The 19254-nt window shown below is 59.5% G+C and carries 20 protein-coding genes and 1 pseudogene; 14 read left to right on the forward strand and 7 right to left on the reverse strand.

Annotated features, from left to right (window positions below; translation table 11 throughout):
- Positions 1-61: 61 nt before the first annotated feature.
- Positions 62-2461 carry a TonB-dependent receptor gene (locus tag V5F23_RS13360; protein WP_338498718.1) on the forward strand — a complete coding sequence of 800 codons (2400 nt, stop codon included), beginning with the start codon at positions 62-64 and terminating at the stop codon, positions 2459-2461.
- Between the two features lie 142 nt (positions 2462-2603).
- Positions 2604-2894 carry a DUF3144 domain-containing protein gene (locus V5F23_RS13365; protein ID WP_047739296.1) on the forward strand — a complete coding sequence of 97 codons (291 nt, stop codon included), beginning with the start codon at positions 2604-2606 and terminating at the stop codon, positions 2892-2894.
- A 300-nt stretch (positions 2895-3194) separates the two neighbouring features.
- On the opposite strand, the gene V5F23_RS13370 is transcribed toward V5F23_RS13365, so the two are convergent.
- On the reverse strand, positions 3195-4142 hold the full coding sequence (locus tag V5F23_RS13370) for an AraC family transcriptional regulator (protein ID WP_042731772.1): 948 nt from the start codon (positions 4140-4142) through the stop codon (positions 3195-3197).
- Between the two features lie 172 nt (positions 4143-4314).
- Between V5F23_RS13370 and V5F23_RS13375 the strand changes: the two genes are divergently transcribed.
- The 5 genes from V5F23_RS13375 to V5F23_RS13395 all read left to right on the forward strand — a co-directional run bounded on the left by V5F23_RS13375 (position 4315) and on the right by V5F23_RS13395 (position 8996).
- Positions 4315-4743, forward strand: coding sequence for a hypothetical protein (locus V5F23_RS13375; protein WP_053144490.1), 429 nt, complete (start codon positions 4315-4317; stop codon positions 4741-4743).
- A gap of 3 nt (positions 4744-4746) precedes the next feature.
- A complete protein-coding gene (locus V5F23_RS13380; RefSeq protein ID WP_338498722.1) occupies positions 4747-6108 on the forward strand; it encodes a M48 family metallopeptidase in 1362 nt (453 codons plus the stop codon).
- A gap of 3 nt (positions 6109-6111) precedes the next feature.
- The gene (locus V5F23_RS13385; RefSeq protein WP_047739295.1) at positions 6112-6780 is read left to right on the forward strand and encodes a hypothetical protein; all 669 of its coding nucleotides are present in this window, start codon (positions 6112-6114) and stop codon (positions 6778-6780) included.
- 87 nt (positions 6781-6867) lie between these two features.
- Positions 6868-7365 carry an ATP-binding protein gene (locus V5F23_RS13390; protein WP_212803790.1) on the forward strand — a complete coding sequence of 166 codons (498 nt, stop codon included), beginning with the start codon at positions 6868-6870 and terminating at the stop codon, positions 7363-7365.
- Between the two features lie 257 nt (positions 7366-7622).
- Complete coding sequence (locus V5F23_RS13395; RefSeq protein WP_123578534.1) at positions 7623-8996, forward strand: transposase; 1374 nt, start codon at positions 7623-7625, stop codon at positions 8994-8996.
- Positions 8997-9172: 176 nt separating this feature from the next.
- Here V5F23_RS13395 and V5F23_RS13400 read toward each other — a convergent pair.
- From V5F23_RS13400 to V5F23_RS13415, 4 genes and pseudogenes are all read right to left on the reverse strand, one after another.
- A pseudogene (locus V5F23_RS13400) lies at positions 9173-9617 on the reverse strand (GNAT family N-acetyltransferase).
- Positions 9614-10105: a hydrolase gene (locus V5F23_RS13405; RefSeq protein WP_042728554.1), complete on the reverse strand. Its 492-nt coding sequence runs from the start codon at positions 10103-10105 to the stop codon at positions 9614-9616. The pseudogene V5F23_RS13400 and the gene V5F23_RS13405 overlap by 4 nt, the downstream one beginning before the upstream one ends.
- Positions 10106-10320: 215 nt before the next feature.
- Positions 10321-11868: a M10 family metallopeptidase C-terminal domain-containing protein gene (locus V5F23_RS13410; RefSeq protein WP_338498728.1), complete on the reverse strand. Its 1548-nt coding sequence runs from the start codon at positions 11866-11868 to the stop codon at positions 10321-10323.
- 130 nt (positions 11869-11998) lie between these two features.
- Positions 11999-12751, reverse strand: a complete 753-nt coding sequence (locus tag V5F23_RS13415; protein WP_212803792.1) for an SDR family oxidoreductase — start codon at positions 12749-12751, stop codon at positions 11999-12001.
- A 109-nt stretch (positions 12752-12860) separates the two neighbouring features.
- Here V5F23_RS13415 and V5F23_RS13420 point away from each other — a divergent pair, with 109 nt between their 5' ends.
- Positions 12861-13775 carry a LysR family transcriptional regulator gene (locus tag V5F23_RS13420; protein WP_212803793.1) on the forward strand — a complete coding sequence of 305 codons (915 nt, stop codon included), beginning with the start codon at positions 12861-12863 and terminating at the stop codon, positions 13773-13775.
- Between the two features lie 102 nt (positions 13776-13877).
- Positions 13878-14255, forward strand: a complete 378-nt coding sequence (locus V5F23_RS13425; RefSeq protein ID WP_080922022.1) for a c-type cytochrome — start codon at positions 13878-13880, stop codon at positions 14253-14255.
- Between the two features lie 223 nt (positions 14256-14478).
- Here V5F23_RS13425 and V5F23_RS13430 read toward each other — a convergent pair whose 3' ends face one another.
- Positions 14479-15399 carry an aromatic alcohol reductase gene (locus tag V5F23_RS13430; protein ID WP_338498732.1) on the reverse strand — a complete coding sequence of 307 codons (921 nt, stop codon included), beginning with the start codon at positions 15397-15399 and terminating at the stop codon, positions 14479-14481.
- 98 nt (positions 15400-15497) lie between these two features.
- Here V5F23_RS13430 and V5F23_RS13435 point away from each other — a divergent pair, with 98 nt between their 5' ends.
- From V5F23_RS13435 to V5F23_RS13455, 5 genes are all read left to right on the forward strand, one after another.
- Positions 15498-15959 (forward strand): helix-turn-helix domain-containing protein, encoded by a 462-nt coding sequence (locus V5F23_RS13435; protein WP_080922021.1) that lies wholly within the window; start codon positions 15498-15500, stop codon positions 15957-15959.
- A 53-nt stretch (positions 15960-16012) separates the two neighbouring features.
- Positions 16013-16315, forward strand: coding sequence for a metalloregulator ArsR/SmtB family transcription factor (locus V5F23_RS13440; RefSeq protein ID WP_042728573.1), 303 nt, complete (start codon positions 16013-16015; stop codon positions 16313-16315).
- 65 nt (positions 16316-16380) lie between these two features.
- A complete protein-coding gene (locus V5F23_RS13445) occupies positions 16381-17355 on the forward strand; it encodes a zinc-dependent alcohol dehydrogenase family protein (protein WP_338498735.1) in 975 nt (324 codons plus the stop codon).
- A gap of 41 nt (positions 17356-17396) precedes the next feature.
- Entirely contained in the window at positions 17397-17735 is a 339-nt protein-coding gene (locus V5F23_RS13450; RefSeq protein WP_212803796.1) for an antibiotic biosynthesis monooxygenase, read from the forward strand.
- 101 nt (positions 17736-17836) lie between these two features.
- Complete coding sequence (locus tag V5F23_RS13455; protein ID WP_123579021.1) at positions 17837-18244, forward strand: hypothetical protein; 408 nt, start codon at positions 17837-17839, stop codon at positions 18242-18244.
- Positions 18245-18289: 45 nt separating this feature from the next.
- Here V5F23_RS13455 and V5F23_RS13460 read toward each other — a convergent pair whose 3' ends face one another.
- A complete protein-coding gene (locus V5F23_RS13460) occupies positions 18290-19186 on the reverse strand; it encodes a LysR family transcriptional regulator (RefSeq protein WP_042729670.1) in 897 nt (298 codons plus the stop codon).
- Positions 19187-19254: the final 68 nt, after the last annotated feature.

Consider the following 19254-nt stretch of genomic DNA (forward strand, 5'->3'; position numbering starts at 1 on the left):
CGCCTTCGTCTTCCGTTCCTGCAAATGCGACTTCTTCGTATTGATAGCCAAGGACATCAGCATGCGGTCGACTTCCTTCCTCGCGGCGCTAGCCGTTCTACCCCTGGCCATGGCTGCTGCAAAGGCGCACGCCGTCGCGCTCGACGTGCCTGCCCAGCGGCTCGACGCGGCGCTCACCGATTTTGCCGAGCAGGCCGACGTGCGTCTGCTCTATGACGCCGGCCTGACCCGTGGCAGCGGTGTGGTGCCGGCGCTCAAGGGCGATTATTCGGTGATCGACGGCCTGCAGCGGTTGTTGGCGGGCAGCGGCCTGACCTTCCAGACCGGCGATGACGGCACCTTCACGCTGGTGCCGCTGCCGGAGCAGGGCGCGTTGGAGCTGGGATCGATCACTATCAGTGGGACCACCGAAGGCCGTGTCGACCTGCCGGCCGAGTACGCCGGCGGGGAAGCGGCGCGGGGCGCGCGCATCGGCGTGCTGGGCAACCAGGACATGCAGGATGTGCCTTTCGCTTTCTCCAGCTACACCTCCGAGCTGATCGAGAAGCGCCAGGCGCAGACCCTGGCCGATGTGCTGGCCAGCGATCCAGGCGTGCGGCAGTCGTTCGGCTTTGGCAACTTCTCCCAGGTGTTCGTCGTGCGCGGGTTTCAACTGTTCAGCGACGATATTGCCTTCAACGGACTGTACGGCATTTTGCCGCGCCAGATCATTTCCACCGAGTCGGTCGAGCGGGTCGAAGTGTTCAAGGGCGCCAACGCCTTCGTCAATGGTGTATCTCCGTCGGGCAGCGGTGTCGGCGGGGCGATCAACGTGGTGTCCAAGCGTGCCGAGGACACTCCTACCCGCAGCGCCACCCTGGACTATGTCAGCGACAGCCGAGTGGGCGGGCACCTCGACCTGGGCCAGCGCTTCGGCGAGGACAACCGCTTTGGCGTAAGGGTGAACCTGGCCCAGCGTGAGGGCGAGACAGCGGTGGACGATGAACACTCGCGCTTCAGCCTGGCCACCCTCGGCCTGGACTATCGCGGTGACGATCTACGTTTGTCTGCCGATGTCGGGTACCAGAAGCAACGGGTCAATGAGGGGCGTTCGGTGGTCTATCTGACCACGACGGGGCCTACCAGCACGCTCAACGGCAAGACGCCGTCGGCACCGGACTCAGACCACAACTACGCGCAGCCCTGGAGCTGGTCGCAGTTGGAAGACACCTATGGCATGTTCAGCGCCGAATACGACCTGTCGCCCAGTTGGACCGCCTACTTGAGCGCAGGCGGCAAATACACGCGGGAGAACGGGGTCTACGCCTCCAACTACGTCTACGGTAAAAATGGCGACGCACGTATCGGCCGCCTCTATTCGCCGCTGGACCAAGAGACCCTGAGCGCCGTCACAGGACTGCGCGGCGAACTCATGAGCGGGCCGGTCAGCCATCGCATCAACCTGGCCGCCAACGGCATCTGGCAGGAGAAGCGTAACGCGTTCGAGTCCACCGCGGCGGGCAGTCGTGGCTTCGGCAATCTGTATGCGGGCCAGCCCGTCGCCGAGCCGCCGGCCACCAGCATTTCCGGCGACATCCACGACCCGGACACCGTCGCCAAAGTACAGAACCGCAGCCTGGCGGTGTCCGACACCCTGGGCTTCCTCGACGACCGCGTACTGCTGACCCTGGGCCTGCGCCGCCAATCCATCGGCGCTGATGCGTGGAGCGCGGCCAGCGGTGCCCGCACCGCCAGCTACCAGGAAAGCATCACCACGCCGGCCTATGGCCTGGTGATCAAGCCCACCGAGTACCTGTCGCTCTATGCCAACCGCGTCGAGTCTCTGCAACAGGGGCCGACCGCGCCGGTCGCCGCGCTCAACAACGGCGAGATGTTCGCGCCCTATCGCTCCAAGCAGACGGAGGTGGGCGCCAAGCTGGATTGGGGCACCTTCGGCGGTAGTCTTAGCCTGTTCCGCATCGAGCAGCCCCAGGGCGTGCTCGGCGGCGACGGCTACTACCGGGTGGATGCCGAGCAGCGCAATCGCGGCGTGGAACTGAGCATGTTCGGCGAGCCGCTGGACGGCCTGCGCCTGCTGAGCGGCGCCACCTGGACCAAAGCCGAGCTGCGCGGCACCGCTGGCGGTCGCGACGATGGCAACCAGGCGGTGGGTGTGCCGCTGTTCCAGTTCAATCTGGGCGCCGACTGGGATGTGCCCGGTTTGCCCGGGGTGAGCCTGAACGGCCTGCTACTGCGCACGGGCGGCCAATTCGTGGACAGCGCCAACGAATACAGCATCCCCGCCTGGACCCGCGTCGACCTGGGCGCCCGCTACCGGACCCACCTGGATGGCCGCGCCCTGACCTTGAACGCAATGTTGGAGAACGTCGCCGACGAAAATTACTGGGCCTCGGCCAACGGTGGTTATCTGACTCAAGGTGCGCCGCGCACGCTGAAGGTATCGGCCACTGTTGATTTCTGATGTGGCTGCATGGAAGGCAGGAGAGGGGGCCCACTTAAATCAGGCGGGCTTCACCGCTCTTTCGCGTAGAGGCCAGGCATCTGCAATCCAGCCGTGGGATATGCTCCAATGACGCCCCTCATTTGCTTATCGGAGCCTTATCATGGCCGACGCCACCGACCACGCCTTCTACGACCGCGCAGACGCCCATATTGAGCTGTCCAACGAACAGCTGAAAACCTATGGAAACCTCGGCGAGATCAGCGCGTCAATGCTGTTTGGCACATCGCGTTTCAACGCCTGGGCCAGCGCGCAGAACTTCAAATCTGCTGCGGAAATGGCCGATGCGAGGGAGGCATTGCTGAAGTATTTCTGTGATCAGTACCGGATGATGCTTGAGGATAACCTGGATGATCACATCAATAATTTCGGTCAGTACGTGCTGGGCAAGTAGGGCGCCGAGATGGAAAGGGATAACCGCTGGCATCTTTCGGCTACGCTGGTCCGGTCACTCATTCGCGTAGTATCAGCTTAGGCGATGGTCTCTGGGCCGTGTGAGCGGTGACGCTGATCCTGACTCACTCGCGAGGAGTACAAGCTCGGGTTCCAGGACTGACGGCTGCAGGTAGCGATGATGTTCATGACAAGCCCTCCACGTGTGGAAAGAAAAGGATGGCTAATCAGAGCGACGGTCGCTAACCGGCCAAAAGCGGACGTATGGATGCGCAGGGCGACAGAGCAAGTGTCGCCGACCTCAGACTTCAGCCCCTGGCGGATGGCCGAAATACGCCTTGTAGGCATGGTTGAAATTGGCAGGATTGGAGTAGCCCAGGCGGTGGGAAATCTGCGCCACGTGCCATTTGCGCTGGCGCAACAGAGTGCGCGCCAGTTCCAGGCGCTGTTGGCGCACGTAATCGAGCATCGACTGGCCGTACACCCGGCTAAAGGCACGTCTCAGGGTGGTTTCACCCACGCCCAGTTCCCGTGCCAGCGCCGGAGTGCCAGGTGGGTTCATCAGGTTGGCGTCGAGCTTGAAGCGTGCTTCGTGTGCCAGGTCCGAATGGCTGCGCGACGTGGCCACCTGCTCAGCTGGCTGTGGCGCCAGGTGCATCGCCAGCTCGACCAGCACGGCCAGGCTCAGGCTCTCCTGATTCAGCCGTTCCAAGGCGCCCTGGTAGGGTGAGTGATAAAGGCGCTCGAACAAACTCCCGATGGCGCGACAGCCGCGCAGTTCGGAAAAGTGCATGCCATCGTCGAGCAGCCTGGCCAGCGATTGCAGTGACGGGTCTTCTTCAGCCAATTCGCGTAGATAGTCGCCGCCGATGCGCAGCCCGGCCATGCGCGCACGGCTGCCGGCAGGCATCTGGTCCATGGCTTCCATACTTTCACTCAATCCCAGCACATGCGGCGCGCCGGGCGTGTATTCATTTAGCCGACCGTCAACCCGATGCTGCCATTGCCCACCCAGTACCTGCACGATGCACACGCTGTCGGGCAGCACCTTGTGGATGCGCAACGGTTCGGGGAATTGCAGATCGCAGTCGAAATACTGCAGCTGCGACCGCAGCGTCTGCGCGCGGTAATGGCCGATCGCGCTGCCCATGACCTGCCGCGCGCTGTCATCGAATACACCGGCCTGGTTCAGGGCCTCTGGGTGATCGAAGCAGAAGTGCGTGTCCAGATAGGGGTTGCGGCGGTCCATTGGCAAAGTGTCCGTCAGGGCTGGTGGGCAGCGTTGCATGATATCGACATTGGGCAGCCCGATCATTTGTTGTGCGTCACGGCCTTATTGTTGTGCGCCACGGCCACGCCGCTTGGCAGGCGCCTGAGCGTTGATTTCAATGGTGGCCTTTGAACTGCCGAGGAAACCCTAAATGTTGATGTATCGCAAGTGGGCAGCGCTGCTGTGCCTGGCTCTGGCCGTGATCGCGGGTGGCGCCCAGGCTGAAAACCGCCCGGAAGTCGCAGAAAAAGTGCTGGCCTATGCCGGCGAAGGCGGCGTGAAAGTCTGGACTCTGCGCATCGGTGCGCGCAATGACAATCAGGCGCTGGTGCAGCTGGAGGGTGTCGACCACGACTGGAACATGAAGATCCAGAAGATGACCGTAGAAAAGACCAGTAAGGACACCCGCTATTCCACCACCGTGGACGGCCAGAAATTCGTGGTACTGGTGCTGCAACAAGGCTGGGGCGAGCTGTACCTGCCTGGCGAATCGCAGGCGCTGAATGTCGGCTATGACGAGTTCCTGTCCAGCCAAGGCAATGCACAGGCGTTTTTGACCGATTATTTGCAGGCCAATTGAGCCATGAGCCGGTTCGCGCGGTGGTCGTGGCCGCTGACGATATTGCTGCTGCCGGTGGTGCTCATGACCTGGGCCAGTGTGCAAAGCGGACGCGTCGATGACGTGCTGCGCGAAGCACAGAATATCGGCGGCTACTACGCCTGGCTCCGCGTGCGTCAGGTGTTGGCAGGGTTGGCCTACTGGCTGGCCCTCGCCGCGTTGGTGGCCGGGCCTGCGACGTGGCTCAAGCTGAGGCTGGATGCCTGGCGTGCGCTGAAGTCCAGGGATTTTCTCTACGACCGCCTGTTCCTCTGCTGGCGTGCCTTGGGGCATTGGCTGGCGGCTTACGCCGGGCTGTTGATGGGCGCGTTGGCCCTGAGTCTGTTGTATGAGCTGAGCTGGGGCTGGAGCCATTTGAAAGCCGGTGGCTGGCTCATACTGCTGGTGGCGGTGCCGCTGATTGCCGTGCTATGGGCGGGCTGCCTGTTGATCGGGCGTCTGCGCCAGCAATGGCACGCGCTGGATAGCCCGTCCTCGGCGTTCCTGGGGCACCGGATGGGGCGTGACAAAGCCCCGGCCTTGTGGGCATGGATTGAGCAACTGGCCACAGCCACCGGTGCGCCGGTGCCCGACCATATAGTGGTGGGCATCGACCAATCGTTTTTCGTCACCAGCGTTGATGTGGCCCTGCAACCGGCCGGCGACTTGCTCCGCGGGCGCACCCTTTACCTGCCGCTGACCTACCTCTCGACCCTGAGCCAGGCCGAGGCCGCGTCGATCATCGGTCATGAGCTGGGCCATTTCTGTAGCCGTGACACCGAGCGGGGCAGCGAGATCGGTGCGCATTTCAGCCTGATGTGCCTGCACTTTGCGTTTATCCGTGCCGAGGATGCCGACCCGGCCTGGATCGAGCGCCCGGCGATCTGGATGACGCAACGTTTCCTGCATTACTTTCAACTGGCGGTGCATCACTGGGGCCGCGCTCAGGAATTGGCGGCGGATCGGGTGGGCGGCAACATCGGCGGTGAGCGCCTGTTCTGCCAGGCGCTGTTGCGGGTGATCGCGCTGGACGCTGAAATCAACACGCTGCTCGCCGAGCGCCACTCCAACCTGATCCAGGCCCTGGCCGACCACCTGCGACACACGCCACTGCGCCTGAACGACGCGGCGCTGAACCACACCATCGCGCACCCGTTCGATACACACCCGCCGACGGCACTCCGCCTCCAGCAACTGGGCGTAACCCTGGATGACGCGCTGCTGGCCGAGGCCACCCGCGTACCCACCGAACACGACCGACACTGGTTCAGCCAACTCACCCATACGGCGTCGTCGGCTGCCACGCAGCCCGTATCACCGCCGATACCAACTGTCCAAGGAGAATGATCCATGACCCAACCTTCGGATCCGCTGTCGGATCTCGCCAGCGCACTCAGCCAGGAATACGCCGACTCCCGCGACGCCCAGCGCGAGCGTGCGATCGCCGAACTCGAGCAGGTTATCCAGCGCGTACCCGAGCAGACCGAATTCACTAACTCGCGCCGCTACAAGGTGCGCAGCCCGCTGTTTTTGCTGGTTGCCCTGGGCTTGCTGGGGTACGCCCTGAATAGCGGGGCCACCAGCCTGGCCGTGTGTGCTGCGGTGATGGCGGTGGTGTTTGCATTGATCACCTGGCAGCACCGCAACGCCGGGCAACACGTGTTTATGCGCTTGACCCGCCGCCAGCTGTTTGCGGACACGCTGAGCGCACCGGTGGATCTGCTGGACATTGTCGACGTCTCCATCAATGACGAAGGCTGGCTGACGGAGCAGAAACTGATGTTGCGTGCCGATGCGCCCCTGCCTGTTCATCGCTCCGCGCGACAGATATTCGGCAACCAGGCCATGGCCCTCAAAAAGCCCCAGCCGCAGATCCGCATCCTGTCTGCCGGCCTGGTGCATGAAGGCATCACCCTGGATTGCGACCAGATTGCAGATATCCTCAACGCCTACTGCCAGGCTGCCCATGCACAGCAACAGCTTGATGCGCTGCGCCAAGAGGCTCAGCGCGATTCCTGAGTGGTTTTAGGGTAGGGCCGGTTTGTGGTGTTGAAATACGTCACTGAAGAGTGGGGGGGCGCTCGAGATTTTGCCTGGGTGCTATTCGTGACCGATATGAATTGGTCGTTTTGGGCGGATAAATATTGGCAGAAATCGGCCAGAAGCGGGCAGTCCTCCCGATTAATAAATCCGTCCCCCTTTTGTCTTCTGATGTTCCAAGACGCGGAGATTGAGCAGCTCTCTCCAGGCAAGCGAGGAGCTTTGCTCCTGATCTTCTATCTGCTGGTAGACAAAGGACGCACCCCAATTATCCTCGACCAACCGGAAGAAAATCTCGACAACGAAACTGTGGTGAGCCTTTTGGTGCCGGTGCTCACGGAGGCCAAGAAGCGTCGGCAGATCATCATGGTCACCCATAACTCGAATCTTGCCGTGGTCTGTGATGGAGAGCAGATCATCTGGCCCCATTTCGACTGGGCGAATGGCCAGAAAATCTCATACACAGCAGGTGCCATTGAAAGCCCCGTCATCAACGGCCACGTGGTCAAGGTTCTGGAAGGGACGAAGCCTGCATTTGATAACCGTAGGTTCAAATACCACTAATGAACGCCTGACGGTCCATGCGCGATTGGGACTGATTGTCTCCACCGGCATAGGTATAGGTAGGTGAGTTAGCTGCGGTGGCGTCCCTTTCACGCCAGTAGATTGAGTCTTTCTGCATCCCTGGGAAGGCTTGAACATGCCCTGTTTACTGCGCGCCAACTGGAACTGGCCGCTTCTGGCCGATTTTGTTGAAAAAGTAGCTCCCCTGTATGGCCTGCGGCAAAATCTCTGCATTGGCCAGCAGGGAAGCACACAGCATGATGGGACAGTTATCGAGTGGGCAGGATCGACTGTTTTACTCGTTCAACCTTGAAGATCACATCCCAGCCAATCACCTTCTGCGCAGCATTGATCAGTGTCTCGATCTGAACGACCTGCGCCATTACCTCGCCGATTTTTATAGCCCGATCGGGCGTCCGTCGATTGATCCTGAACTGATGATCCGCATGCTGATCGTGGGCTATTGCTACGGCATTCGCTCCGAACGGCGGTTGTGCGAAGAGGCCCATTTGAACCTGGCGTATCGCTGGTTCTGCCGGTTGAGCCTTGAAGATGAAGTCCCCAATCACTCGACCTTTTCCAAAAATCGACACGGCCGTTTTCGGGACAGCGATCTGTTTCGCTGGTTGTTCAACGAGGTGCTGCGTCGTTGCATGGATGCTGGCCTGGTCAAAGGCGAAGGATTTGCTGTGGACGCCAGCATCATCAAAGCGGATGCGAGTCGGCAGCGCGGCGTACCGGGTGATGAACAGGTCAACTGGAGCGATCCGGCCCTGAGCACCCGCGCCGTGCGTGAGTACCTTGAAGCCCTCGATGAAGAGGCTTTGGCCGAAACGCTACCGAAGCGTTTATCACTGACTGATCCACAGGCTCGCTGGACCGCTGCTCCAGGCGGCCCCGCGTTCTACGCTTACTCGACGAATTATCTGATCGATACCGAACACGGCGTCATCGTGGATGTGGAGCCTACACCCGCTCATCGAACGGCCGAAGTCGAGAGCACCAAGACGATGATCGATCGCGTTGAAGCGCAGTTCGACATCAAGCCGGAACGCCTCATCGGCGATACCGCGTACGGTACAGCGCCGATGTTGGCCTGGATGGTGGAGGAAAAAGACATCGAACCTCACGTGCCGGTGTGGGACAAAACCGAGCGCAAGAACGACAGTTTTTCGAGCAACGATTTCCACTGGAATGAAGAGATTGAGGAATACCGCTGCCCGGCCGGCAAGGCATTGCGCAGTGAATGGCGAGCCTTCAAGAACGAGCGTTCACACGTCACCAAGGCCAACACCATCATCTTCCGATCCCGGCAGACCGACTGCGCAACGTGTCCGATGAAAGCCAAGTGCTGCCCGAACACTGCGTTCCGCAAGATCGCTCGCAGCGTCCATGAGGCCGCTCGTGATGTGGCGCGGCGCATTGCAGCAACGCCGGCATATCAGCGCTCTCGCCACGAACGTAAAAAGGTCGAAATGTTGTTTGCCCACCTCAAGCGAATCCTGAAACTGGACCGCTTGCGACTACGTGGCATGAGCGGCGCGACCGATGAGTTCACGCTGGCCGCTGCGGTGCAGAACCTGCGCCGGCTGGCCAAATTTACCTCTCAAGGTCCACCGGTCACGGGATAGGTGCGCCTGCACTAAGCAAAAAACCTCAAACTAACCCACTAACTGAGCGGCAACGGTCAACGAAGGGCCGAAAAACCACTCAATGTGGTGAGTAGGTTCTCCAGTGGTAGTCGTGCCTGAGTTCAGGCGATCTGAAAAACCGACTTTTTCAACAGAATCGGCCGAAAGCTGCCTGATCAGACGTTGACCAGATCCATGATGTGGGTGGCATGGATATCTTCTATTCGGATGAAGCCGCAGCGCAAGTAAAACGCGTCGCCTCCCGAGGTATCGGTGCAAAGACGCACCTGCTGAAAGTGAAGAGCTGCGTGCAACCAATACTTTTACCAGCGCCTGACCGACGTATTGATTCCTTGCCGCAGGTGACACGTACACTCGCCGTAGCCTTGCGATACCGGGCTTGATATAGGGATCAACTGATAGGCCTCCAATTCCCATCAGCTGCTGTTCCGAATACGCTGCCATGAGGCATTCACCGGGCGCATCGAAGCGATTCGTTCCAGATTGCCATTCCGAAATCAGGCGCGTCAGAAACCTGAAATCTTCTGCAACCGCCTCTTTCTCCAAGATAAGAACTTCTTCCGGTAGGTGCGTAATCTGTTGAATCTCGATCAGTTTCATTCATCGTCCCTGATTCGGGAGCGCAGAGTCGCAATGACGTGATCAATGGTTGGGCCTTCAATCATAGGTGGATCAGGACGCTCACAAAACTCTCGCCAAACATAGAACGTCAGTTCCGCGCCGTCGGTCTGGGGCGCGCTACTGTCGAGTGAGCCAAAACTTTGCAGCACTCTGTACCTGTCATCGCTCCAGAATAATGCCTCGACCCAGTGGTAAATCGGGATGAAATGGAAGTGGATGGAGTGGCCCGCGTCATGACCGAAACGGCCGATGTATAGCCGTTTTGGTTGCAGGTGCGCTTCGATGGATGCCTGGATTCTCGCCTGCAACTCCCCCAACTCCGCCAGTGCTTCGGTCGGTAGCGCCGCCAGTGAGTTCGTCATTTCTTTCGCGCTGAGTATCAGGTAGCCAGGCAGCGAACTGTCGATGCGGTGGTTAATAACCCAATAGGGGGATTCATGAATGATAAAGCGAGGCGATATGTCCATATTTTGGTCTTAAGTAAAGTCCGGTGGAGGGTAGCACTTCAGGCCAAATGGAATGTTGGCTATTGGCCGATAGCCGCCATTGCCAAAGGCCGCTTCTGGCCAAAAAACGGACGATTTCAGACGCCTGCTTTCGACTCGTAGCTGCGGTCAGCACCTCACACCGTAGCCGTTGCATAACTAAAGGTGGGTGCTGATGGCCGGCTGTGAGGGAAGTGCTAGCTCAAGTAGTCAACAGTGGCGTGCCCAATGAGCCCGATCTCTGTCGTATCGGCAACCACCAGGTCGGCATTGGTGATCAAGTGCGTGTAATCGAATCCGGCTAGCGTGACCTGAAAGGCGTGCCCATCGGCACCTGGCTCGCTACTACGCAGGTAAGTGCGTTCGTTGATTTCATCGTAGGTCATGCGCAAGGTGCCGTTACGGCCGTCGCCCAAACCGGTTACGCCGAGCGCGGAGACGTCGAGCTTGTCTTCGCCCCAGATGAAGTCAGTGATCAGGTCGCTGCTGCCTGCATAACTGTCGCCGCTGCTGGTGAACACGAAACGGTCGTTGCCTGTGCCGCCGGTGAGCTTGTCCGCGCCCAACCCACCGGTCAGCACGTCGTTGCCAGCGTTACCCTCAAGGGTGTCGTTTCCGGCACCGCCGGCCAGAGTATCGTCGCCCCAGTAGCCATACAGGGTATTGGCCTTATCGTCGCCGGCCAGATTCACCGGTGTGATCGGCTGCGGGGTGGTCACAGTTGTCGCATTACTGGGCGGGGCGAACAGCACGCTGCTGGCATTAAGTTCACTGACGTGGTTCCCACTGAGCAGGATTTCGAAGCGGTTACCGTTGGCATCGGCCTCCAGTGATTTAAGCGCGGTGGTGTCGCCCGCCAGGTTGAGGACCACCTTCAGCGTGCCGTTGTAGCCGTTACCCAACCCGGTGAAGGCCAGCGCGGACACGTCGATCATGTCATGGTCGTTGCCATTGAAATCGGTGATCAGGTCGCGGCGGCTGTAGTTGCCACTGGCATCGTTGCGGTAGCTGTCGCTGAGCTGGTTATACACAAAGGTATCGGCACCCGCGCCGCCGCTCAGTGTGTCGCCGCCGGCGCCTCCAAATAGCCGGTCATTGCCTGCACCCGCTTCGATAGTGTCGCGGCCAGCGCCGGCCTTGATGGATTCGCCAGCGTCGGTTCCCACCAGCAGGTCGTCGTGCGAGGTACCGTTGATCAGCGGTTGCAAGTTGGCATCGGTAATCAGGCCGCTGTTGGACAGGAACTGCACGGCAAAATGCCGGCCATTATGGTCTTGCTCGTAGTTTTCCAAAATGTAGATGCCGCGCAGGGGCTCGCTACGTATGTGCAGGGTATCGCCGTAGCCATTGCCCAGATGGCTAAAGCCCAGAGCTGACAGGTCGAGGACATCGTGGGCGGGATCAAAATAGCTGATGGCATCGGTGAACTCGCTTCCGGCCTTGATATAGCTGTCGCCGAGGCGGTCGAAGCGAAATACATCGCTGCCGGCGCCACCGTACAAGGTGTCGAATCCGGCACCGGGGACCATCACGTCATTGCCACCCCCGCTGACTATCTGGTCGTTGCCGGCCCCGCCCATCAGCAGCTCGTTGGCCAGCCCACCGCGCAGGTAATCACTGCCAGGGGTACCCTGCACGATGAGTTCGATCGGGTTCTTGCTGACCCGGCTACTGGCGCTCGTGACCTGCAAATCGTCAGGCACGGAGTGCTTGGTGAGATCGCTGATGTTGAAAGCTTGGGTCATGCGTGCTCCTTACCTGCGGTTGGTCCACTGCTTGTGGTTTAACGCCAATAACGCTGTTTCGTTGATAGCAGTGGGCCGCGTTTGATGAACGGTTATAAGCGCCGTCCCGGGGGAGTCGCTCGCTGAGTGGTCAGATTTGCGCCTGGCCGCCGTCGACAAACAGTTCGATACCGTTGACGAAGCTGGCGTCATCCGAGGCCAGGAACAACGCTGCGCTGGCGATTTCTTCGGCTTCGCCGACACGTCCCATTGGGATCAGCGATGCCAAGTAGTCGAGTAAGCCTTGTTGCTGAGCGGCATCGGGGCCGGCCAATTCAACCAGGCCAGGCGTGCGCGTGGCGCCGGGGCTGATCGTGTTGATGCGTACCTGGCGGTCTTTCAAATCCAGAATCCAGTTGCGTGCAAATGCGCGCACGGCGGCCTTGGACGCGGCGTACACACTAAAGGCGGCGGTGCCCGAGCTGCCTGCCGTGGAGCCGGTGAGAATCACCGAGGCTTTGGGGGCCAGCAGCGGCAGCGCCTTTTGCACCGTGAACAGCACGCCTTTTACGTTGCGATTGAAGGTGTCGTCGTACTGCTGTTCCGTGATCTCGCCCAGTGGCAGCATGGACCCGCCGCCGGCATTGGCGAACAGCACATCAATACGGCCGTGGGCCGCGCCAATCTGGCGGTACAACGCGTCCAACTGGTCGAGGTTGGAGGAATCCACCTGCACGCCGGTGGCGTTGCCGACAGCGGCGACGGCAGCGTCCAGTTCGGCTTGGCGACGGCCCGTGATATAGACGTGGGCGCCTTCTTGAGCGAAGCGTTTTGCAGTGGCCAAGCCGATGCCGGTAGTGCCGCCGGTCACCAATGCAATTTTGCCTTCGAGTTTGTTCGTCATGGTGTTTCTCCCGTATTTCGATTGAGTGACTTGTGGTGTAGGAGAAGCTTATCGACGAGGTAAGAGTTTCAAAATAGAATTGTCTGAAACCTATCGTTGCAGAAATGAAATGAGCAAGCTTCCAGATTTCGAAGGGTTGGCGATGTTTGCCAAGGTGGCCGAAGAGGGCTCGTTCGCCGGCGCGGCGCGTGTCATGAGCGTGTCGGTGCCTACGGTATCGCGTGCGGTCGCGCGGCTGGAGGAGCGCCTGGGTGGACGCTTGTTCAACCGCACCTCGCGGCAACTGGCCCTCACTGAATTCGGCGCAAGCATGGCAGTCAGGGCAGGGGAGATCTATCGGCAGGCTGAAGCGGTGGAAAGCGAGGCTCAGGCGTTATCGATCCAGCCCCGCGGCCAGGTGCGCCTGGCCATCCCCATGTCGTTTGGACTGCGTTGGGTGGCACCGCTGATGCCGCAATTGATCCGGCTGTATCCTGAGCTTTCGATTGACCTGCACCTTTCAGACGCCTCGGTAGACCTGATCGCCGAGGGCTTCGATGCGGCACTGCGCATTGCCGTACTGCCGGACTCATCGCTGGTTGCGCGGCATCTGTGCGCGGTCACCCAATACCTGGTTGCCTCACCGGCGTATCTAGCTGCCCACGGCCACCCCAGCCATCCCCGCGAACTGGCGACCCGTACATGCCTGAGCTATGCCTATCGAGCTCGCAGCCAAGTGTGGCGGTTCACCCACAAAGACGGCACCGAAGAAGACGTGGTGCCCAGCGGCCCGTTAAGAGTGACCAACTCGGATGCGTTATTGCCAGTGTTGCTTGAGGGACAGGCCATTGCCGAACTGCCTGAATTCATAGCCAGCGAATACCTGGCCGATGGGCGCTTGGTCGTGGTGCTGCCGGAATGGAGCATGACACGTGGCGGCTTGTATTTCGTCACCCCCTCGGCGCGCACCCGGCCGGTAAAAATCAAGGCGCTGTCGGACTTTTTTGCCGAGCGTTTAAGTGAGCCTGTGTGGCGGTGGGTGTAGTGATTGATGATCCACGGCATGTCTTTGTCGTGAGCAACTGTGCGCCGCTCATGACTTCCGAGAAGAGCGGATAGTTTTTTCGTCTGAATAAAATAAATGCAAATGAAGATATTACCTGTTGTTCTGCTTGGCTTTTTATCTGCTTTTCAGCCGTCGTTATCCTATGCGGATAATGCCAATGGAAAGAATCTCTATACACAGCGATGCGCCGTGTGCCATGGCGCCGACGTCAAAGGAACAGGGCCGTTGGCGAAAAAGAGCAATCCGCCGACGCCTGACCTGACCACGTCCGCCTTCAAGAAGCGACTCAATGATTATCCCGGCGTGATTGTTTCATCGGTCATTCTTCGCCCGAGTGGAAGCCTGATTCCAAAAACCTTGCGAGAAAACAACGTGAAGATTGCTCCGCACGCCTGGAGCATCAACGATCTGCGTGACTTGAATCAGTACATGAGTGAACTCATTACCCGGAAAAGATGAGCAGAGCGGACAAAGGTTGCAACCGTAGGAGCAGGCCCGGCCGGTCGCGTAACGCCGGCAGGTGACAAACCGATATAAACGCACGCACACACGACGTTTAACATAATATACATTATGCGTAACAAGATATTACACCTACCACGCCACACCCCCACAGAAATTCAACCAGCTGCGACCATAAAACCCTCCACCTCCAGACCACCTCTATACAAAACAACCCCTGTCAAAGCAGATTCTGCTCAATCCACCGCACCACATTGGTCGTCTCGATTTGCCGCTCGCCGTTGTACGTCCGCGCTTTATCCCACGCAACGCCTCTGCCTTGAGCGAACACCGCACGGTACTTGCGCAGTTGATCGTCAGGTTCGGCACGCAGGTCTGCCTCCAACGCAGGCACTGTCCATTCGACACGTTCAAGTGCTCTGTCCAGCAATCGCTCCACGGTGTCGGCCAATTGCCCATACGTGAGCGTGTCACCTGCGATATAGACCACCTGGTTACGCAAGGTTGAATCGAACAGGATCGTCGCTGTCAGCCGGCCGATATCCTGCGCGGTGGTTACCGTCACGGCCGTGTCCCAACTGCCCAATGCACGTACGGTGTTGTTGTCCAGATCGACCACGCCAAAGCCCGGCTCGAACAGAAAACTGGTGAACATGCCAGTCGAGATGATCAGCCATTGCACCCGGGATTGAGCGCGGAGCAAATCGCGTACGTCCAGTTGCTCGTCGAACAGATCCTGCGGGCTGCCTCGGCCGATCGCATCGTAGTCGACGCCGAATTGCCATGGCACGTAACGCTTGATATCGGACTGTAAAGCGGCACGGGTGAGTTTTCGTTGCGTGCCGGGGCCGGCGACAAAACCCAGGCAACTGACTAGCGTATCGAAGGCACTGAAGCTTGCCGCGAGTTGCTCTTCGCTGTCATTGACGGCATCCCCCGCCAGTACCTCGACACCCAAGCTTTCCAGCTCGTGCAGCGCCTGGTGTCTCTCGCTGGATATCGCCTCTGGTGCGACCGGACGCAGCATCACCGCCACCTCCGCCGCTGGATTGAGCACCAGCGCGCGAACCACCGCCAGGCCCAATTCGCCAGCGCCTAAGACGAGAATCTTCTGGTTTTTTGCAGGATTGTGCGGTTGCATCTGTAGCTCCCAAACGATGATCGACAGTGAATGTCCGCATCCTGCCAGCCCTGGTTAACGCACTGAAGAAGGGCACACCCGTGATACCGCACGACGAAATGAGTGAAGATGAAGTCATCCGCCAATCCCAGGCCGTGTGCGACGCCCTTGGTGCCGAGGACGGTGAACTCAAGCGCGAGGTGCTGACCCACGCGGGCAATCGCTGGTCGTTGGGTATCGTGCATGTGTTGGGCGTGGCAGGCACGCTGCGTCACGCCGAAATTGGTCGACGCCTGCCGGGTGTCACCCAGCGGATGCTGACCCGTAGCTTGCGACAACTGCAGCGTGACGGTCTGATTGCTCGCTTCGACCACGGCGAAACGCCGCCCCGGGTCGATTACGAGCTGACCTCGCTGGGGCGCAGTTTTCTGGTCCGAATGGTGCCGCTATGGACTTGGCTGCTGGAAAACGCGGAGTGTTTTCGCCGTGCGAGGATGATCTTTGATGCCGCGGACCGGCCGGGTGTGCCGCAGGCCCGGCCTGAAACAGGTGCTATCACAGCCTTCGACAGGCCTGACTGATGTGCCTGCAATACGCGTATTGACATATCGAAAAATCTCGATATCCTGGGCGCATGGAACTACTCGACATATTCAAAGCCCTCTCGAACCCTACTCGCCTGCAAATCCTGAAAGGCTTGAAGGACCCCGTAAAGAACTTCCCTCCACAGGATGAAGGTGACGTTCACACGGTGGGTGTCTGTGTCAGCAGTATCCAGGAAGGCATCGGCCTGTCTCAGTCCACGGTGTCTGGTTATCTTGCAACGCTGCAACGGGTGGGTCTGGTCGAGGTCAGGCGCATCGGTCAGTGGACCTATTACAAGCGCAACGAAGCCACTATCAGCGCCCTCTCCGAGCTGATTGGGAAAGAGTTGTAGGTTTTTTTTATTACAGGATATCGAAATATCTCGATATCTAATTTTATCGATTAGAGGATTTTGCAATGAAAGCGATGATGCTCACCTCATTTGGCGGCCCGGAATCGTTCGAACTTCGCGAGTTGCCCAAGCCAGTGCCGGGGCCCGGACACGTCCTGGTCCGGGTGCATGCGACCTCCATCAATCCGTTGGATTACCAGGTCCGGCGCGGCGACTACCCCGACCTGGTGGCGCTGCCGACCATCACCGGCCACGACATCTCTGGCGTCGTTGAAAGCGTCGGGCCTGGCGTCACGTCTTTCGTGCCGGGGGATGAAGTCTGGTACACCCCGCAGATATTCGACGGTTCCGGCAGCTATGCCGAGTACCACGTCGCCGCCGAAAGCATCATCGGCAAGAAGCCCGCTGCGTTGAACCACCTTGAGGCGGCGAGCCTGAGCCTGGTTGGCGGGACGGCGTGGGAGGCCCTGGTCGTCCGCGCAGGCCTGAGAGTGGGTGAAAGCATCCTCATCCATGGCGGTGCGGGAGGCGTTGGCCATGTAGCGATCCAGTTGGCAAAGGCCATCGGCGCGAGGGTGTTCACCACCGTGCGCGAAGCTAACGCCGAGTTCGCCCGTGCCATGGGAGCCGATGTGGTCATCGACTACGAAAAAGAGGATTACGTCGAGGTCATCAACCGCGAAACGACCGGCCAAGGCGTCGATGTGGTGTTTGACACCATCGGCGGCAACACGCTGTCGGGCAGCCCCGACGTGCTGGCTCAACTGGGCCGCGTGGTCTCGATCGTAGACATTGCCCAGCCACAGAGCCTCATCCAGGCCTGGGGCAAGAACGCCAGCTACCACTTCGTTTTCACCCGACAAAACCGTGGCAAGCTCGATGAGTTGAGTGCCTTGATCAACCGCGGTCAGCTACGGCCACACGTGGGAGCGGTTTATTCACTTGAAGACATCCCCCTTGCTCATGCCCGGCTGGAAAGCCCGAACAACGGCCTCCAAGGGAAAATTGCGATTGCCGTCGAGCCATCGCTGATCGCCTGAATGGCTGTCGCTAACCGTTCAAATCACATTGGATGAACATCATGATTTATGAGATCGCCCTGCTCCCCGTACACCAGGACCGCATCGAAACGTTCAGGCGCGCCTTTGCCGATGTCACGCCTTTACTGTCTCGTGCAAAAGGCTACGGCGGCCACCTGCTCGCGCAAGGTATCGAGAACCCCGGCCAATTCAACCTCATCGTGCGTTGGGCTTCACTTGAGGATCACACGCCGGGGTTCGAAGCGAGTGAAGACCATCGGCTATTCATGAGGGGGCTGGAGCCGTATTTTTCTGAAGAGCCCACCGTCTACCACATCGAGGGCGCCGCGTTTACGGCCGTAGAACAGGAGGATTTTTTCTTCAACGCTGACGCACACTGATCGATGATGGCTTTGGAAACAGGCGATTGCGCGACGGTTCAAGCCTTGGATCTCGCGCAAAAGCCCTTACAATCACCCTCCCCCTCATTCGGACCCTCTTCATGCAGCGTCTTTTGCCCCTGGTTCTACTGCTCCTGACCGGCCAGGCCCTGGCGTACCCAGCCCTCCCGGACACCGAGCTCTACACTCAGAAGACCCACGATTGCCAGGATGTCGACCTCGCCACCTGGCAACACCCTGCCCGCACCGTGCTGGAGAAAAGCGGCATCAAGCTGGAGCGGGTACAGCTGTGCAACGGCGGGCGTTATCCGATCTTTATCGGTGAGGTCCCCTACGACCCACAGGGTCAGACCAAAGACTTCTTCCTGCCTTTGTATGAGGACCTGCGAAAGGCCAACGGCAAATGGCCCTACGTGCTGGTCGCCAGCAACTATGGCGAGATGGTGTATGTCAGCTATCCCAGAAGCGATTCGATTTCCCTGGGCTATGAGAATTTCGAGGTGCCGTAAATATGGCCGCCTCAATAGAAACGGCAACGAGCGCCCCCCGTTGGATCAGTTGGAAGCGCCCCCGGCAAAATGGGGAGATGTGCCGAAATGCTCGATTAGAAGCTCGGTGAGGACGCGGATTTTTCGCGCCGGATGCGCACCTGGTGGACGCACCAGATACGCTCCGGCTGGAGGCGGAGGATAAGCTGTCATGATTGGCACCAACGCCTCGGACATGATGTTTTCATGGGTGAGACAATCCGGCAGGTAAGCTACACCGAGCCCTGCTACTGCGGCGGCGACGAGCGCAACGCCGTTGTCGGCTTTGAATTGCCCTTGGGGGCGAACCGAAACGACCCTGTCGCCATCCACAAATTGCCAGGCCTCCGTGCTCTGCATCAATGCTTGATGCGAGGCCAGGTCCTCCGGCCGTTGTGGCGACCCATGTTCCTTGATGTAGGACGGGCTTGCGACCAGTTTCACGCCGATCGGGCCGATACGCCTGCCAATGAGGTTGGAGTCAGGCAGGTAGCCAACCCGGATGCCACAGTCGTACCCCTCGGCAATGAGATCGACAAAGCGATCGCTGTAGCAGGTTTGAATCTGCAACTGTGGATGGCGGCGGGCCATTTGCGAAATGACAGGGGCGAAATGTGTCGGGCCGAAAGACAGTGGTGCGGCCACTCGCAGGCGACCACGCAAGGGGCCAGCAGGCAGAATGGCCTCTCTGGCCATTTCCATTTCGGCACATACCTTGGCCGCGTGGTCGCGGAACGTAGCTCCGGCCTCTGTCAATGCTGCGCCGCGGGTGGTGCGTGTAAGCAACTGCACCCCAAGCTCCGTTTCCAGGCGTATCAACCTGCGACTAATGATTGATTTTGATACCCCCAGCCTCAGTGCAGCAGGCGAAACGCCTCCGGCATCAGCAACCTGGACAAACGTCTCGAGCGCTTCGATATCCAACTTGGCGTTCCCCTTTGTGCGACACAGTTAACCGAACGATGCCACTACCTAAGGGGGTTAGGGAACAA

The sequence above is a fragment of the Pseudomonas sp. WP18 genome, from assembly GCF_036689585.1.
Taxonomy (GTDB): domain Bacteria; phylum Pseudomonadota; class Gammaproteobacteria; order Pseudomonadales; family Pseudomonadaceae; genus Aquipseudomonas; species Aquipseudomonas chlororaphis_E.

Coding starts and splice junctions, on each gene's coding strand:
- V5F23_RS13420 (WP_212803793.1), top strand. CDS start 12,861: ATGAGCAAGCTTCCAGATTTCGAAGGGTTGGCGATGTTTGCCAAGGTG.
- V5F23_RS13430 (WP_338498732.1), bottom strand. CDS start 15,399: ATGCAACCGCACAATCCTGCAAAAAACCAGAAGATTCTCGTCTTAGGC.
- V5F23_RS13410 (WP_338498728.1), bottom strand. CDS start 11,868: ATGACCCAAGCTTTCAACATCAGCGATCTCACCAAGCACTCCGTGCCT.
- V5F23_RS13405 (WP_042728554.1), bottom strand. CDS start 10,105: ATGGACATATCGCCTCGCTTTATCATTCATGAATCCCCCTATTGGGTT.
- V5F23_RS13455 (WP_123579021.1), top strand. CDS start 17,837: ATGCAGCGTCTTTTGCCCCTGGTTCTACTGCTCCTGACCGGCCAGGCC.
- V5F23_RS13445 (WP_338498735.1), top strand. CDS start 16,381: ATGAAAGCGATGATGCTCACCTCATTTGGCGGCCCGGAATCGTTCGAA.
- V5F23_RS13370 (WP_042731772.1), bottom strand. CDS start 4,142: ATGGACCGCCGCAACCCCTATCTGGACACGCACTTCTGCTTCGATCAC.
- V5F23_RS13385 (WP_047739295.1), top strand. CDS start 6,112: ATGACCCAACCTTCGGATCCGCTGTCGGATCTCGCCAGCGCACTCAGC.
- V5F23_RS13360 (WP_338498718.1), top strand. CDS start 62: ATGCGGTCGACTTCCTTCCTCGCGGCGCTAGCCGTTCTACCCCTGGCC.
- V5F23_RS13380 (WP_338498722.1), top strand. CDS start 4,747: ATGAGCCGGTTCGCGCGGTGGTCGTGGCCGCTGACGATATTGCTGCTG.
- V5F23_RS13375 (WP_053144490.1), top strand. CDS start 4,315: ATGTTGATGTATCGCAAGTGGGCAGCGCTGCTGTGCCTGGCTCTGGCC.
- V5F23_RS13440 (WP_042728573.1), top strand. CDS start 16,013: ATGGAACTACTCGACATATTCAAAGCCCTCTCGAACCCTACTCGCCTG.
- V5F23_RS13395 (WP_123578534.1), top strand. CDS start 7,623: ATGATGGGACAGTTATCGAGTGGGCAGGATCGACTGTTTTACTCGTTC.
- V5F23_RS13435 (WP_080922021.1), top strand. CDS start 15,498: ATGAGTGAAGATGAAGTCATCCGCCAATCCCAGGCCGTGTGCGACGCC.
- V5F23_RS13415 (WP_212803792.1), bottom strand. CDS start 12,751: ATGACGAACAAACTCGAAGGCAAAATTGCATTGGTGACCGGCGGCACT.
- V5F23_RS13365 (WP_047739296.1), top strand. CDS start 2,604: ATGGCCGACGCCACCGACCACGCCTTCTACGACCGCGCAGACGCCCAT.
- V5F23_RS13425 (WP_080922022.1), top strand. CDS start 13,878: ATGAAGATATTACCTGTTGTTCTGCTTGGCTTTTTATCTGCTTTTCAG.
- V5F23_RS13450 (WP_212803796.1), top strand. CDS start 17,397: ATGATTTATGAGATCGCCCTGCTCCCCGTACACCAGGACCGCATCGAA.